Below are 15,956 nucleotides of genomic sequence, written 5' to 3'. Positions count from 1 at the left end.
GCGGCGGAGAGACCGAAAGTCGGAAGGTGTGACCATCAAGTGACTACGAGAGCGGCTCTTGCACTCGAACCCTGTGGCACACGGATGATGTGATCTCGGGATCAACGGGCGAACCCCGCCCGCTGAAGCGCGAGCGGGCTGGTTCCGATCACATCCGCGACGCAGCCCTGATGTCCCGTATCCCTCGCCATCAGATCAGGAGGGCCCTGGCGGAGTCGCCCTTGTCGCGGCGATCGACAAGTCATCAAGCGGACCGGGTGATGAGCCCAAGGTGCCTACCGAGCTGGCTGGCGACGTTGACCGCCTCGGGTTCAAGCAGCCATTGCAGCTGTAGCCCGTCCCAGATCGCGAGGGTCGAGGTTGCGGCGTAAGTCGAGTCGACGCCCGGCGCGAGGAGCCCCTGCTTCTCCATCGCCGCGAACACCGAATCGAAGCGCATTCGGAGCCGTCGGTAGCGGTCGCGGAAGTACTCCTTCCCGGGATGCTCCGGAGAGGACGCCTCGGCCACGAGTATCGAATAGAGCCGGATGAACCCGGGAGCCGACTCATTGTTCCTCGCGATCCGAAGGATCGCCTCGGGAATCTCTGCCGCATTCTCTGGAATCGGTCCGGCGATCTCATCTGCAATGCGGTCGCGATTCGCGAGCACCGCCTGAAGGATCGCGGTCTTGTCGGGAAAATAGTAGAACACCTGCGCTCCTGAGAGCCCGGCCCGCTCGGCAATCTCCGTAGTGGACCCGGCCAAGTATCCGTGGACGGAGAAGACCGCTGTGGCGGCCTCGATGATCCGCTGTCGCGTCACCGCCGACTTGGCATACGGGCCGCGCGGACGCGATGGCGCATATGTGCGGGCGTCTTCAGTCGGCGGCATCTCAGATGACCTCGAGGATGGCAAGGCTGAGCGTGCCGAACACGACGATGAAGACGATGTCGGGCACCTTGAGGCGGATCCGGACGAGCGGTACGAGTGCCGCGAGCGCGATGCTGGCGAGCACGGTCACCCCCGCTGGTGCACCGGCCTCCTCGGCGATTCGTACGTTGGACTGCAGCATCGCGACGGAGGTCGAGGCGAGGAGCCCGCAGATCACCGGCATGATGTACGTCGACACGTTGCGGACGAGCAGTGAGTTGCGGGCCCGGTCGTACCCGGCGAGAACGGCCACCGCGATCGCGCTGCACGATCCGACGGCGACGAGGAAGGCGGCGATAGCCGCCGGCAGCCCCGCCTCCCCGCCGAGCACGTATCCGATGCCTGCGGCGATCTTCACGAGGATCGGCCCGGGCAAGGCGTTGGCGACCGGCACGATCTGGCCGTAGAACACGCTCGACTCGAGGTCCCCGCCGGCAACGAAGAACCCGTCCGCGACGCCGACGTACGCTTCGCCACCGCCGAAGGATGTCACGGTCGACGCGAGCACCAGGCCGAGGAAGCGCAGCGTGTCCCCGGCCGGGGGTACGAGGACCGACACGGACAGGCCGACGGCGGTCATCCCTGCGAGCATGACGACCGAGCGGATGGCACGCCGGATCTGACCCGGACGCGGTTCATGCGAGTCGGACTCATCGACCCGGTGCCGCCGCAGGTACTGCCACAGCGACAGGATCGAGATCGCCACGAGCGCCACCAGGACGAGCCCCAGTGCCGAGAGTTCCGGAACGGCTCGGACCGCGTCGACGCCGATCAGCTCCTGCCCCAGCTCGACCGTCTTGCCAGCACCGCCCGCGAGGAATGCGATCACCGCGATCACGATCGGAATGGTTCGCACCCGGTGCTCCGGCGCGAGCACCTTCACTACGTAGTGCGCGAGCAGATACAGGATGAAGGCAGTCACGCCCAGCGAGGCGAACTCGATCGAGCGGATGGCGCCCGGGCCGAGCTGTGCGAACAGGGCCAGTAGCGCGACCGTCGCAGCCGTCCCGGGCAGCGCCACGACGAGCGCGCTCATCGACGAGAGCCGGGATCCACCGAGGCGGGCCCCCGAGAGCGCAGCCAGTTTGACCGGCAGCGCCCCCGGGGTGATGTTGGCGATCACGGTGTCTTGGACGAACTCACCGTCGGAGAGCCGCCCCGGCCGGACCAGTTCCTTCTCCATCACGGGGATGAGTGCGCTGCCGCCCCCGAATCCGATGACGCCGACCTTGAGCATCGCCGCGAGCTGACGCAGCCAGCCGCCCACGACGCGCTCGCTTCCGATCCGGTTGGTCATACCGTGACCGTGACATCCGCCGGCAGGTCGAGCACGGACGATCCGATCCGGAGCCGGTACTCGCCCGGCTCCTCGATCCAGCCGTCCTCCCAGTAGGCCAGGTCCCTGCGAGACACCCGGATGGCTGCATGCGCCGAGCTTCCTGCCTCGGCTCGGACCACGGCGAAGCCGACGAGCCAGCGGACCGGTCGGTCGACGCGCGAGTCGGCGCGTTCGGCGTAGACCTGAACGACATGCTTGCCGGCGCGATCGCCGGTGTTGACGACGGTGACGTCGACCGTCGCATGCTCGCCTCGGAAGCCTCCGGTGCTCACGTCCCTGATCTCCCAGCGGGTGTAGCCGAGTCCGTATCCGAACGGGTAGGCAGGTCGACTGCCGGCTCGGAGCCAGGCGCGGTAGCCGATGTGGATGCCCTCGTCGTAGGCGAGGACACCGCCGGCCGGGGTGACCGCGATGACCGGGACATCTTCGAGGCGTGCGGGCCAGGTCGTGGGCAGCCGCCCGCCGGGCTCGCTCTCGCCGCTCAGCAGCGCGCCGATCGCGGTGCCGTACTCCTGTCCGCCGAACCAGGTCAGCATCACCGCTGCGACCTGCGCTCGCCAGGGCAGGAGCACCGGCGAGCCGGAGTTCACGATGACGATCGTGCGCGGGTTCGCCTGGGCGACGGCGCGGACGAGATCGTCCTGTCGGCCGGGGAGCGCCAGATCCGCGCGGTCGAAGCCCTCCGATTCCACGCCGGAGTTGGTGCCCACGACGACGACCGCGACGTCGGCGTCGGCGGCAGCGGCCGCCGCCGCCGCGATCAGCGCCTCGGCGTCGGTGCCGGCGGGTTCCGTGCCGACCGTGATGCTGAACGCGTTCCCGAGGCCACCGCCCAGCCGCCGCGGTGTGAACTCCACTCGGATCCGGCGTGGGCGGCCGGCTTCGAACTCGACCGGCAGCGACGCCGACGGCGGATCGAGGAACGCACCGGCGACATCGTCGCCGGGCTCGGTCGGCGAGAGCTCGCCGAGCAGTTCACCGTCCAGCATGATCCGCCCGGCGCCGACCGAGGCGAATCCAAGGCGGACGGCACCGGTCTCGCTCGGCTCGTAATCCGTCTCGAGGACAAGCGAGCTCATCCGCGAGATCGGCGCGTCGCCTCCGAAGTAGACGAGTCCGCTCGCGAAGCGGTCCTCCGCGAAGATCACCCTACCGGCGGCGTCGAGGAATTCGACGCGCGCACCCGGTCCACCGGTCACGGGGTTTCGCATGCTCTCGCGCTCGAGTTCGGCCAGCCCCTCTTGGACGATCGCGCCGATCGAGTACGTGATCTGGGCGGCCGGGTACGCCGCGGCGATGCCCTCGAGCGGTGAGACCACTTTCTCCGGCAGGACGGTCGCGCTTCCGCCGCCCTGCGTGCGCGCGTTCCGCGCGTTGTGTCCGATCACCGCGATCCGCTTCGGCGCCGGCAGCGGCAGGATGCCGTCGTTCTCCACGAGCACGGCACCCTCGACCTCCGCTTCGCGTGCGAACGCGACCCCGTCGTCGACCTCCAGCGGCATCGGCGCCACAGGCTCGAACCCTTCGAGCGCGCCGACACGAGCGGCGAGCAGAAGGATGCGCCGCACCTTCCGGTCGATGGCGGACTCATCGACGTCGCCGCGTCGGACGGCATCGACAAGGGCATCGCCCCACGCGCCGACCGGACCGGGCATGGCGAGGTCCTGCGCGTGCTTCGCGCTCTCGATGCTGCGCACCGCCGTCCAGTCGCTGATGACGACGCCGTCGAAGCCCCACTCGGAGTTCAACGGCGTCTCGAGCAGCTCGTTCTCACTCGCGGTGGCACCGTTGATCGAGTTGTACGCGCTCATCACGACCCAGGCGTGCGCCTCGGTGACGGCGTCCTCGAACGCGCGGAGATACACCTCGCGAAGCGCCCGGCCGCTCACCCGGACGTCAGCCGTGAACCGCTCGGTCTCGAAGTCGTTGGCGACGTAGTGCTTGGGCGTCGCGCCGACGCCGTTCCGCTGCACGCCGTCCACATACGCCGCCGCGAGCTGGGCGGTGAGGACGGGGTCCTCGCTGAACGCCTCGAAGTGCCGCCCGCCCAGGGGCGATCGGTGCAGGTTGATCGTCGGCCCGAGCACGACGTCCACGCCCTTGCGTCGGGCCTCGACGGCGGACGCCGCACCGTAGCGGGCCGCGACCTGAGGATCCCACGATGCCGACAACGCGGTCGCGGAGGGCAGGTTCAACGACGGGGAACGCTCGTCCCACACCTCGCCGCGGACGCCGCTCGGTCCGTCCGAGACCACCATGGCGCGCAGTCCGATCTTCTCGATCGGCCAGGTCGACCAGAAGTCGCGGCCGGTGAGCAGCCGCACCTTCTCCTCGAGCGTGAGCCGGGCAAGGAGATCGTCGAACTCGGGGGCGTCGGGGCCGAGGGTGCGGGAGTCGCGTGCGGTCGCAGTGGCGGTGATGTCGTTCATGCTTCGTTCCAATCGTCAGTGTCCGAGCACGGGCAGCGGGATCTCCTCGCTGCCGCGGAATCCCAGGCGCCACGCGCGCGCCCACCGGGGAGCGTCGCTCGCCGGGAGCGGGTCGGTGAAGAGGCGCCAATGACGACCGTCGGGTTCGGGGTCGCCGTTGATGCGCTGCTGTCGGGAGCGTCGCGGGGCGGAGACGAGGGGCGGGTCGGCGGTCCACGCGATGAGGGCGCCGGGCGTCACGCAGGAGAGCCGGACCGCGCCATCCGCATCGGTCTCAGCAGCGGGTGGACCGGTGATGCGCCACCTCCCGCCGGGCCGCCACGTCGCGATCAGCTCGTCCTCATCCATCGGACCCAGGTCGCCGAATCGTTCCGTCCAATCATCGAGTGCTCCCGCCAGTCGCGCGAGCGTCTCAGCGTGGGCGGGGTCACCGGCGAGATCCCGCGTCTCGTGCGGGTCTTCCGCGATGTCGTACAGCTCCTCCTCGGGCTTGTACGGACCCGTGACGCGTCGCTGAAGGGCGGTGAGGCGGTCCGGCCTCTCTCCCGCCGCGCGCTGACGGGCCTCCTCATTCACGTGCTCCCGCAGTTGCCGCCACGTCGGGAACCGGTCCGCGAAATGCTGGTACTGCATGGGCGAACGATCCGGATGACGATGGCGCACGTACCGGTAGCGCCGGTCGCGCACCGTCCGGGAGCAGTCGTGCTGCTCGTCCATACGGTCGCGGCCGCCGAACGCGTACTCGCCCTGCTCGAGGTCGCGACCGGCCGCGTCGAACAGCGGCTTCGCGTGCATGTGCGCGGGCACCTCGAGCCCGGCCATTCGTAGCATCGTGGGCGCAAGGTCGGCGAGATGGACGACGTCCGTCCTGGCCCTGCCGCCCTCGATCCGGGCGGGCCACCGCACGATCACCGGCACACGCAGGCCGGCCTCGGTGGCCCAGCGCTTGGCACGCGGGAATCCCGCCCCGTGGTCGCTCCAGAACACGACGATCGTGTCGTCGGCCAGCCCGTCCTCATCGAGCTGCCGAAGCAGATTTCCGGCCCAGGCGTCCATCACGGTGACGAGGTCGTGATAGCGGGCCCATGCGGTGCGGAACACGTCCGTGTCGAGGTGGTACGGCGGCACGGGCACCGAGTCCGGATCGTGCCGGTCCTCCGCCGCGAGTCCGACGGTGATCTCGGCGAACGCGTCATCCGACACGTAGATCTGCGACTCGTGGGTGACCATCCCGTGGAAAGCTGCGAAGAACGGCTGCTCGGGATCGGGTCGATCCCGCCAGTGCGCGCTGGGCGTGCACGCATCGAACGCGGTACCCGGGACCTCGACCTGGAAGTCGGTGAACACGTTGTTGGTCGCGTAGTACCCGGCCATTCGGAAGTACTCGCTCAGCAGGCGCACCTCGGGCGGCGGCACCGCCTTGGAGCGCATGTGATGCGTCCCGATCGCGGTCGGGAAGCACCCTGTCATGATCGCCGAACGGGATGGCGCGCATACCGGCGTGGTCGCGAACGCCTGGTCGAACCGCACCCCTTCGGCGGCGAGCCGGTCGAGGTTCGGCGTGGTTGCGACATCCGCCCCCGGCCAGACGCCGCGATAGCAGCCCAGGTCGGGGTTGATGTCGTGCGTCGAAATCCAGACGATGTTCGGTCGACGCCCTGTGCCACCGCTCATCGCGATACCGACGGCGCCGCCGGGTTGGACCCCCCGGCGCCGGTCAACCGCGCCAGCACCGGGAAACGGTCGTCCCCCGTCACGGCGGCGCGATCCCATGGCGCGTCGTCGACCGCAGCCTGGGCCTGTGCGAGCTTGGCGCTCAGTCGTTGGCGGATGTCCCGGTACTCCGGGTCCCCGTAGACGTTCCGGAGCTCCTCCGGGTCGCGTTCCAGGTCGTAGAGCTCCCACTCCACCGGGTACTCGAAGAATCCGGCGCCCGCGAGGCCGAGGCTCTTGTTGTAGAAGCAGATGAGCTTGTACCGGTGATCGCGATACCCGTAATGGGCGGGCGCCTTGTGGAACCAGTCGTCGTTCTCCCAGTACCGGTAGTACATGCCGTCGGCCGGCGGGCTCGACGGCTCGCCCACGAGATCGCCCCAGAAGCTCCGGCCCTGCATCCGAGGATGGTGCTCGGCGCCGACGGCATCCAGGATCGTCTGCGCGAAGTCGACGTTCGTGACGATCCCGTCGTGCACCGTGCCAGCTTCGACCGCTCGCGGGTAGCTCATGATCAGCGGCATGCGCAGCGATTCCTCGTACATGAAGCGCTTGTCGAACCACCCGTGCTCGCCGAGGAAGAAGCCCTGGTCGGAGCTGTACATCAGCACCGTGTCGTCGAACTCATCGCGCTCGCGCAACCAGTCGATGAGCCGGCCCACATTGTCATCGACCGATGCCACGCACCGCAGATAGTCCTCCATGTACCGCTGGTACTTCCACAGGGCGAGCGCCTCGTAGTCGAGACCTTCGGGCGGGTCCACCTTCAGGTCCTCGCTGTTGATGTAGTCGGCGATGCGCATGAGCGCGCGACGGGCGGACGCCGACCGCGTGTCGTAGTCGTCCCAGAACGTGCTCGGCAGCGGGATGGGATCCGAGTACAGGTCCTTGTGCTTCTCGTCGGGCTCCCACGGGCGGTGCGGTGCCTTGTGCCAGACGAGAAGGCACCAGGGTTCGTCGCCGTCGAGTCCCTCGACCCACTTCATGGCCAGGTCGGTGATCACGTCCGTCGCGTAGCCCGGCTCGTGGCGGATGCCGTCTGCGGAGAGGAACCGCGGGTCGTGATATTCGCCCTGGTTGATGAGCACGTCCCAGTAGTCGAAGTGCTTGGGATTGGCGTCGGGTTCCTCGCCCATGTGCCACTTCCCGACGATGCCGGTTCGGTAGCCCGCCTCCTTCAACTGCGAGATGAAGGTGGGCTGGCTCGCGTCAATGGGGGTGAAGAGCGTCGTCACGCCGTTCACGTGGCTGTACGTGCCCGTGAGGATCGACGCACGGCTGGGTGAGCACAGCGAGTTGGTGACGAAGCAGTTGTCGAACCGAACGCCCTCCCGTGCGATCTCGTCGATCCGCGGCGTCTCGTTCACGACCGAACCGTACGCGCCGATCGAATGGGCGGCGTGGTCGTCGGTGAGGATGAGGACGATGTTCGGGCGGGGGTGGGGTGCATCTGGCACGATTGCTCCTTGATCGGCTGCGTGGGTGGTTCAGAGCGGCTGCGTCGCCGCCCGGGTTACTGCGAATTCGTCCTCTCGGACGGCGGCGACCGGGATCTCTCGAGCGGCGCGGCCAACCAGGTCGCGAAGCTCCGTGACCTGGTCGCGATAGCGCGGATCGCCGGCGAGATTGGTCCGTTCCGCCGGATCCACGAGCGTGTCGGCGAAGAACACGTCCTCGTCCTGCTCGGACGCGGGGGCGCCGCCCAGTCGACTCGTGAGGTCGAGACGGTAGCGGTTTGTCCGGGCGCACACCCGCTGGGGCCAGCCGCGCCCGTCGGGGCCCGCGCCGGTGTCGCGATTGGGGAAGGCCCGGCTCGTGGCGTGGCCGTACCCGATGGCCGACAAGACGACGGATGGCGCGACATCCGCGAAGAGGTCTCGGGCGGTGCACGTCGCCGGCTTGGCCAGGCCGGCCAGCCCGAGCAGGGTGGCGGCCAGGTCCTCGCTGACCGTGAGGTCGCCGCGTCGCTGTCCCTCGGGCAGGACACCCGGCCAGGAGACGATAAACGGGACGCGGTGGCTCTCGGGAGCGAAGGTGTGCTTGGCCATGATGCCGTACTCGCCGAGCGACGCGCCGTGATCGGTGGAGAAGACGACGATCGTCGACTCCCGCAGTCCCGACTCGTCGAGCGCCCGCATGATCGCGCCGACCTGATCATCGAGCCAGGCCACGGCAGCGTGGTACATCCGGAACGACGCCTGCACGTCGCCGACGCTCAGGGCATGGCCCTGGGTGAGTCGACCCCACTCGCGCTCGAACTCGTTGCCGGAATCGTCGGGCGAGCGAGGCACGTCGAACTCCACGTCGGCGTATCGGCTCGCCCACGGCTCGGGCACGACCATCGGCTTGTGCGGCTGCACGTAGGACGCGCGGAGGACGAAGGGACCCTCGGCCGCCGCGAGTGCCTCCGCGGTGGCGCGCGTGATCGTCTCGGAGCCGAGCTCGGAGCCCTCGGGGAGGACGGCTGAGAACACGTGGCCGATTCCGGGCGAGCGCCGGATCTCCACCTCGTTCTCGGCGGCACGTTGCAGCAGCTCACCCATGCCCGAACCGGCGTGGTCGTCGTGCTGCCAGGGCGAGCGCGCACCGGGGAGGTGCTCCTTGCCGAAGCTGGTCGTCGTCCAACCGCTTCGCGCGAACGTCTCGGTGAACATCTCGACGCGAGCCGCGTCCTCGGGTGCGTACCCTTCGTTGTTCAGGATGCCGCTCGCGAGCGGGCTCTGACCCGAGAGCATCGCCTGACGGGCGGGCACGCACACCGGAGACGAGGTGTAGGCGCGCTCGAACAGCACGCCGCGCGCCGCGAGCGCGTCGATGTTCGGCGTGGAGATCTGCGGCTGCGCGTTGCCGTAGCAGCTCAGCGCATCAGCGCGGAGTTCATCGGCCATGATCCACAGCACGTTCGGCTTCTTCGTCGACACGAACCACCCCTTCGTCGGAGGAAATGAGGAATTCTCGCTTGCAAACTTACCGAGTACTCACTAGGTTATGGGTTGCAAACCTACTAAACACTCACTAGGTTTGCAATCCCAGCACCATCTCAACGATGAGGAGTGAACACGATGTTGAAGCCACGGCAGCGCACCATCGCCGCCTTCGCCGCCGGCGCGGCCGCGCTCGCGATGACACTGAGCGGCTGCCAGTCCGCCGTCGACCTGGAGACGGAGGCGACGTCCGAGCCGGTCGAGGGCGGCATCCTAACCATCGCTCAGGCGTCGGACGCCCAGCCCGCCAACCTGCTCGCGGGTCGCCTCGGCAACCAGGCCTGGGCGTCCAACGTCTTCGAGACGCTGACGTACCAGGACGCCGACGGAGAGCCGCAGCCGCTCCTGGCGACAGAATGGGCGTTGTCCGGGGACGGGCTCAGCATGGATCTGACGATCCGTGACGACGTCACGTTCCATTCCGGCCGGGCGATGACGGCCGAGGACGTCAAGTTCTCGTTCGAGCAGGCCGCCGCTCCGGAATGGAACTCCCAGGTCGGCTACATCGCGAAGTCGTTCGAGGGGATCGACGTCGTGAGCCCGACCGAGCTAACCATCCGGTTCTCCCAGCCCACGCAGAACATCTTCGACTTCCTCGAGTATGCCTTCATCATCGACTCCGAGACCTATACGGGCTTGGCCGACGGTTCCCAGGTCATCGGAACCGGGCCGTTCCTCTTCGAGAGCTGGTCCCCCGGCACCGAGCTGACGCTCGTGCGCAACGACGAATACTGGGGCGACGAGGCGTACCTCGACGGCATCGAGATCGCCGTTATCAGCGACAGCACGGCCATGCTCAACGCCGTGCGCAGCGATCGCTCGCAGATCGCAGTCGGTATGAACCCCGTGGACGTGCAGTCGATGGCGGCCAACGACGCGTTCACGGTGGAGAACCTGGTCGGCAGTGTCTACCCGCTCGGCCTCAACGTCACGCAGGCTCCGTTCGACACCAAGGAGGCCCGTCAGGGGGTCAACTTCGCCATCGACCGGGAGCGCATCGCCGAGCAGATCTTCGGCGACGCCGGGGTGGTCACGAACCTCTTCTGGTCGGAGGACACCCCGGGCTATCCCGAGGACCTGGCGAACGCGTACGCATACGACCCCGAGAAGGCCCGAGAACTGCTCGCTGACGCCGGTGCCGAGGGCGCCGAGGTCACGATCAACGTGATCAGCCTGCCGCAGAACACGAGTGTCGCCGAGATCGTCCGAAACAACCTGGAAGAGGTGGGTCTGAAGCCAACCATCAATGCGGTGGAGACGCAGAGCTTCGGCCAGCGCCAGATCGCCGGCGACCTCGGTCAGGCATTCATGCCGCTGCACGGACTCAACGGCCTCGGCCCCGTCACGCTCATGGACACGCTCCCGTCGCTGCGGGAGGGCAATTCCTCACAGTTCTGGACGGATGAGTACGTCGAACTCCGAACGGCTCTCGCCGAGGCTGAGCCCGGTGACGAATTCGAGGAAGCGCTGCACGCGCTCTCCGAGTACATCGTGGACGAGGCATTCACGTCCGTGATCGCGCAGTCGAACGGTCAGGTCGTCGTTGCCGAGACCGCCCACGATCTCCGCTGGTCGTCCAGGGCATACCTCGACGCCAAGTCGGCCTTCGTCACCGAGTGAACCGCCGGTGCCCCCGCGGCCGCACCGCGGGGGCACCGCACCCAGAAGGGACTGTCGTGAACACCACCCCAAACGTGCTGCTGGTCATCGCCGACCAGCACCGCTTCGACTGGCTCGAGGGCCAGGATGAGCTGCCGGTGCGGACGCCGAACATCCGCCGCCTCCAGGAGATGGGCGTCACGTTCCGCCGCGCGACCACTCCGGCGCCGCTGTGCGCCCCCGCGAGGGCCTGCCTGGCCACCGGACTCGACTACCAGTCCGTGCCGGTCCCCAACAACTTCCACGACCTTCCGGTGGATGCCCTCACCTATTACCGCCGGCTGCGTGACGAGGCGGGATACCACGTCGCCGGCGTCGGCAAGTTCGACCTGCACAAGGCGACGTTCGATTGGAACCTCGACGGCTCCCGGCTGCTCGGCGAATGGGGGTTCTCGGACGGCATCGACAACGAGGGCAAGTTCGACTCGCTGTGGTCGACGATAGACGACAGTCCGCACGGGCCGTACATGAAGCACCTGTATGACCATGGCCTGGCCGAGGCCCATCGGACCGACTTCGACCGCCGCAGGCACGCGCCGTACGCCGACGTCTCACTCAGCCCCCTGCCCGAGGAGTCGTACCTCGACAACTGGATCGCGGCGAACGCGAACGTGCTGCTCGATCGCCGCCCGAAGGATGTCCCGTGGCATCTGGTCGTCAACTTCGCCGGGCCGCACGACCCGATGGACGTGACGGAGCGCATGCGCGATGCTTGGGCTGACGTCGACTTCCCGGCGCCGCACGACCCCGGAGACTTCGACGGGGACCACAACGAGGTGCGCCGCCGCTACGCTGCGATGATCGAGAACATCGACCGGCACCTCGGCCAGTTCCTCGACCGCCTCGAAGCGGAGGGCGACCTCGAGAACACGGTCGTCATCTACACGAGCGACCACGGCGAAATGCTCGGTGATCACGGGATCTGGGGCAAGCAGATCGCCCTCGACCCGAGCGTGCGCATTCCGCTCATTGTCGCCGGGCCCATCGTGACGGCTGCCGGTGCGTGGACGGACGCGCTCGTCTCGCTCGAAGACCTCGCTGCCACCATCCTCGACATCGGTGGCGTCGAGGTGCCCGATGCGATGACGGCCAGGTCGGTGCTCGACGTGCTCCGCGGCGTCGCCGACCACCACCGCGAATGGGTCGTGTCCGGCCTGGACCGGTCGGACGACGAGATCGCAGCGGCCGTGCGGCACTACGGCGCGAATCGCTGGGTGCAGCTGCGGAGCTGGCGCACCGTCACCACGGACGACGCCAAGCTCATCACCAGCCCAGACCTCGACGCGCCATACCTCGTCTCGGTCACCGATGACCCATACGAGGAACACGACGTCGCGGCCGAGCAGCCGGACACCGTCGCTCGGCTCCAGTCCTACCTGACCCCCACCAGTCCTCTCCGGGAGCGTGCCTGATGCTTCGCTTCTTCCTCCGCAAGCTCCCGTCGATCATCCTGGTCCTCTTCGCCACGTCGGTGATCGCATTCCTCCTGCCACGCTTCGCGCCCGGCGATCCCGCACAGACCATCGCCGGCTCCGACGCCACGCCGGAGCAGGTGGAGACGATCCGGCAGGCGCTCGGCCTCGACCAACCGCTGATCGTGCAGTACTTCACCTGGCTCGGTGGGGTGCTCCGCGGCGATCTGGGCATGTCGTACATCTTCAATCGGCCGGTCGGCGACCTCATCGTCGCACGCCTCGAGAGCACGATCGAACTGGCATTGCTCGCGTCCCTCTTCATGATCGCGATCGGTTTGGGGCTCGGCATCCTGGGCGGTTCCGCGATCTCGCGCTTCGCTCGCGTCGCCGCGGACATCACCAATACGCTGTTCATCGCGACGCCCGCGTTCCTCGCCGGCCTGCTCCTCATCGTCCTCTTCGGTGTCACCTGGCGGCTGCTCCCGGTCAGTGGCGAAGTGCCGTTGACCGAGAATCCAGGCATCGGCATCCAATACCTCCTGCTGCCCGCATTCGCGCTCGGCCTCGCCCAAGCGCCGGCGATCTCCCGACTGCTTCAAACCACCATGCGCGCCACATACGGTGAGGAGTTCGTCGACCTCGCGCGCGCGAAGGGCGCGTCTCCGAAGCGGATCACGTACCGGCACGTGTTGCGCACCAGCCTCGGGGCGGCGGTCGTCGCGATCGGCATCCGCGTCGGCGAACTGTTCGGCGGCGCCATCATCATCGAGGCCATCTTCGCGCGCAACGGCCTGGGCCAGCTCGCGGTGCAGGCCGTCAACTCGCGCGATTACCAACTCGTCCAGATCCTCATCATGGGCGCCGTCCTCATCGCGGTCCTCTCGCAACTGGTCACCGAGGTGATCCTCGCCGGCCTCGACCCTCGAGTCAGATTGGACTCCTGACATGTCGAACTCACCACGCACTACCAACGTGCCCGTTCCGCCCAGCACTGAGTCGATCCAATCGCTTCAGCGCCGGCAACGACGACTCACGCCGAACGCGACGATGCGTCGGTACATGGCGGCATTCAAGACACCCCGCGGCATCATCGGTTCAGCCATCCTGCTCATTCTGCTCGCGCTCGCATTGCTCGCGCCGGTGCTCTTCCCCGGCGGATACGACCAGCAGAGCGGCGACGCGTTGCAGGGACCGAGCCTCGCGCATCCCTTCGGCACAGATGAACTCGGGCGCGACCTGTTCGTCCGCACCGTCTACGGTCTCCGGATGGACTTCTCGATCATCTTGGTCGCGGTCCCGCTCAGCATGGTACTGGGCACGGCCCTCGGCCTCCTGGGAGCGATCTCGAAGGTGGCCGGCTCCATCGTCCAGCGGGTGCTCGACATCATCCTCGGCTTCCCCGGCGTCGTGCTCGGCGTCTGCATCGTCCTGATCATGGGAGCGGGCTGGGCGGCGCTCGTCGTCGCGATCACGATCAGCGGCCTTCCGGCCTTCGGCAGGCAGGCCCGGGCGGCCCTGCTCGAACAGATGCAGCGGGAGTATGTGACCGCGGCGAGAGCGCTCGGCGTGCCGAAGGGCACGGTGCTCGTGCGGCATATCCTTCCGAACGCGGTGGATCCGATCCTCGTCGGTGGTGCGCTCTTCGTGGTCGCGGCCATCTTCATCGAGGCCGGCCTCAGCATCATCGGCCTCGGCATCCAGCCGCCCGAGCCGTCCCTGGGTTCGCTGCTGAACGTCGGCATCCGCTTCATCGAGCAGGCGCCGATGTACATCATCGGACCGACCATCGTACTCATCCTCCTGGCGATGTCGTTCAGCCTCCTCTCCGACGCACTCAACGAAACGGTGATCCGCAAATGAACACCACTGGCACGCAGGCTCCGCTACTCCGCGTCCGCGATCTCGAGGTCACCTTCGATCTGCCCGATGGCCCGCTGAAGGCGGTCGACGGGGTCACCTTCGATCTCCGGCCGGGGCAGATCCTCGGTATCGTCGGCGAATCCGGGTCGGGGAAGTCCGTGACCTCCCGAGCCGTGATGCGCATGATTCGGCACCCCGGCCGGGTGACCGGCGGACGGGTCGAACTCAACGGCCGCGAGATCCTCGATTTCACCGAGAAACAGATGCTTGACGTCCGGGGCAAGGAGATCGCGATGATCTTCCAGGACCCGCAGGCGGCGCTGAACCCGGTCATGCGGATCAAGGACCAGATCGTCGAGGCGATGGTGATCCACGGCCTGCCCGGCGGGGACGCAGAACAGCGTGCGATCGACCTGCTCACGAAGGTCGGCATCCCAAACCCGGCGGAGGCGGCCGAGAAGTTCCCGCACCAGTTCTCGGGGGGCATGCGCCAGCGTGTAGTCATCGCCATCGCGCTTGCGAACAACCCCTCGGTGCTCATCGCGGACGAGCCGACGACGGCGCTCGACGTGACGATCCAGGCGCAGATCCTCGACCTCCTGCGACGGCTGCGGGATGAGCTGGGCGTCGCGATCCTGTTCATCACGCACGACATGGGCGTGGTGGCCGAACTCTGCGATGACGTGGTCGTGATGTACAAGGGCCGGATCGTCGAGCGCGGCCCGGTCCGACAGGTGCTCGCGGCCCCGACCGACGGCTACACGATCGGGCTCATGGACGCCATCCCGAAGATGGACTCGCCGCTTCGGGACGATCACCCCGCACAGGGCATGCCCGTTCTCGAGGTCCGCGACCTGCGGACCGACCTCAACGCGCACCGGAAGAGCCTCTTCAAGGCTCCCGTGCCGTTCTACGCCGTCGACGGCGTGTCGCTGCGGGTCGACGCCGGTGAGACGCTCGCGCTGGTGGGCGAATCGGGCTGCGGCAAGTCGACGCTGTCGCGCACGATCGTCGGCATCAACGAGGTGACCGAGGGCGAGATCCTCGTGAGCGGGCACCCGATCCACCGCATGACGCCCGACCAGCGTCGTGGCGTCGCCCGCACCATCCAGTACGTCTTCCAGGACCCCTACTCGTCGTTGAACCCGCGGCGCACCGCCGGCCAGTCGCTCGAGGAGGCGCTGCGGATCGCCGGCGTGCCCAGGAGCGAGCTCCGGGATCGGAGCGTCGAACTGCTGGACCGGGTGAGCCTCGGGCCCGAGCACCTCGATCGATACCCGTGGGCGTTCTCGGGAGGTCAGCGCCAGCGCATCGGCATCGCGCGGGCGCTGGCGACCGAGCCGCGGCTGCTGATCCTCGACGAGCCGGTCTCCGCGCTGGACGTCTCCATCCAGGCGCAGATCCTCGAGCTGCTCAAGCGCCTCCAGCGGGACTACCACCTGGCCTACCTGTTCATCTCGCACGATCTTTCGGTGGTCCGCGAGATCAGCCACCGGGTGGCCGTGATGAACAAGGGCAAGATCGTGGAGATGGGGCCGACGGCCGACATCTTCGAGCGAGCGGAACATCCATACACCCGAACGCTCCTGGCCGCCACGCCCGATATCGACAAGGCCATCGCATGAGCCGGCCGACGCAACACCGTCC

General features: G+C 67.8%; 11 protein-coding genes. 5 read left to right on the top strand and 6 right to left on the bottom strand.

Annotation, left to right across the window (positions count from 1 at the left end; translation table 11 throughout):
- Positions 1–244: 244 nt before the first annotated feature.
- Genes RH861_RS00755 through RH861_RS00730 form a run of 6 tightly spaced genes read right to left on the bottom strand, consistent with a single transcriptional unit; the run spans position 245 to position 9,312 of the window.
- Positions 245–871, bottom strand: coding sequence for a TetR/AcrR family transcriptional regulator (locus tag RH861_RS00755; protein ID WP_310519319.1), 627 nt, complete (start codon positions 869–871; stop codon positions 245–247).
- Between the two features lies 1 nt (position 872).
- Positions 873–2,177 (bottom strand): chromate transporter, encoded by a 1,305-nt coding sequence (locus RH861_RS00750; protein ID WP_310519318.1) that lies wholly within the window; start codon positions 2,175–2,177, stop codon positions 873–875.
- Between the two features lie 26 nt (positions 2,178–2,203).
- Positions 2,204–4,678 (bottom strand): beta-glucosidase H, encoded by a 2,475-nt coding sequence (locus RH861_RS00745; protein WP_310519317.1) that lies wholly within the window; start codon positions 4,676–4,678, stop codon positions 2,204–2,206.
- A gap of 15 nt (positions 4,679–4,693) precedes the next feature.
- On the bottom strand, positions 4,694–6,352 hold the full coding sequence (locus RH861_RS00740; protein ID WP_310519316.1) for a sulfatase family protein: 1,659 nt from the start codon (positions 6,350–6,352) through the stop codon (positions 4,694–4,696).
- Positions 6,349–7,848 carry a sulfatase family protein gene (locus RH861_RS00735; protein ID WP_310519315.1) on the bottom strand — a complete coding sequence of 500 codons (1,500 nt, stop codon included), beginning with the start codon at positions 7,846–7,848 and terminating at the stop codon, positions 6,349–6,351. The genes RH861_RS00740 and RH861_RS00735 overlap by 4 nt, the downstream gene beginning before the upstream one ends.
- A 30-nt stretch (positions 7,849–7,878) precedes the next feature.
- The gene (locus RH861_RS00730; protein ID WP_310519314.1) at positions 7,879–9,312 is read right to left on the bottom strand and encodes a sulfatase-like hydrolase/transferase; all 1,434 of its coding nucleotides are present in this window, start codon (positions 9,310–9,312) and stop codon (positions 7,879–7,881) included.
- Between the two features lie 141 nt (positions 9,313–9,453).
- On the opposite strand from RH861_RS00730, the gene RH861_RS00725 reads away from it, so the two are divergent.
- From RH861_RS00725 to RH861_RS00705, 5 genes are all read left to right on the top strand, one after another.
- Entirely contained in the window at positions 9,454–10,995 is a 1,542-nt protein-coding gene (locus RH861_RS00725; protein WP_310519313.1) for an ABC transporter substrate-binding protein, read from the top strand.
- A 56-nt stretch (positions 10,996–11,051) separates the two neighbouring features.
- Entirely contained in the window at positions 11,052–12,446 is a 1,395-nt protein-coding gene (locus RH861_RS00720; RefSeq protein WP_310519312.1) for a sulfatase family protein, read from the top strand.
- Positions 12,446–13,393, top strand: coding sequence for an ABC transporter permease (locus RH861_RS00715; RefSeq protein WP_310519311.1), 948 nt, complete (start codon positions 12,446–12,448; stop codon positions 13,391–13,393). The genes RH861_RS00720 and RH861_RS00715 overlap by 1 nt, the downstream gene beginning before the upstream one ends.
- 115 nt (positions 13,394–13,508) lie before the next feature.
- The gene (locus tag RH861_RS00710) at positions 13,509–14,309 is read left to right on the top strand and encodes an ABC transporter permease (RefSeq protein WP_310519310.1); all 801 of its coding nucleotides are present in this window, start codon (positions 13,509–13,511) and stop codon (positions 14,307–14,309) included.
- Positions 14,306–15,934: an ABC transporter ATP-binding protein gene (locus RH861_RS00705; protein ID WP_310519309.1), complete on the top strand. Its 1,629-nt coding sequence runs from the start codon at positions 14,306–14,308 to the stop codon at positions 15,932–15,934. Before RH861_RS00710 ends, RH861_RS00705 begins: the two co-directional genes overlap by 4 nt.
- Positions 15,935–15,956: the final 22 nt, after the last annotated feature.

The organism is Agromyces indicus, assembly GCF_031432295.1.
GTDB lineage: Bacteria > Actinomycetota > Actinomycetes > Actinomycetales > Microbacteriaceae > Agromyces > Agromyces indicus.
Note: the sequence above shows the minus strand (reverse complement) of the source record. Positions and strands in the feature narration are given on the sequence as shown.

Coding starts and splice junctions, on each gene's coding strand:
- RH861_RS00755 (WP_310519319.1), bottom strand. CDS start 871: ATGCCGCCGACTGAAGACGCCCGCACATATGCGCCATCGCGTCCGCGC.
- RH861_RS00745 (WP_310519317.1), bottom strand. CDS start 4,678: ATGAACGACATCACCGCCACTGCGACCGCACGCGACTCCCGCACCCTC.
- RH861_RS00740 (WP_310519316.1), bottom strand. CDS start 6,352: ATGAGCGGTGGCACAGGGCGTCGACCGAACATCGTCTGGATTTCGACG.
- RH861_RS00725 (WP_310519313.1), top strand. CDS start 9,454: ATGTTGAAGCCACGGCAGCGCACCATCGCCGCCTTCGCCGCCGGCGCG.
- RH861_RS00715 (WP_310519311.1), top strand. CDS start 12,446: ATGCTTCGCTTCTTCCTCCGCAAGCTCCCGTCGATCATCCTGGTCCTC.
- RH861_RS00710 (WP_310519310.1), top strand. CDS start 13,509: ATGGCGGCATTCAAGACACCCCGCGGCATCATCGGTTCAGCCATCCTG.
- RH861_RS00705 (WP_310519309.1), top strand. CDS start 14,306: ATGAACACCACTGGCACGCAGGCTCCGCTACTCCGCGTCCGCGATCTC.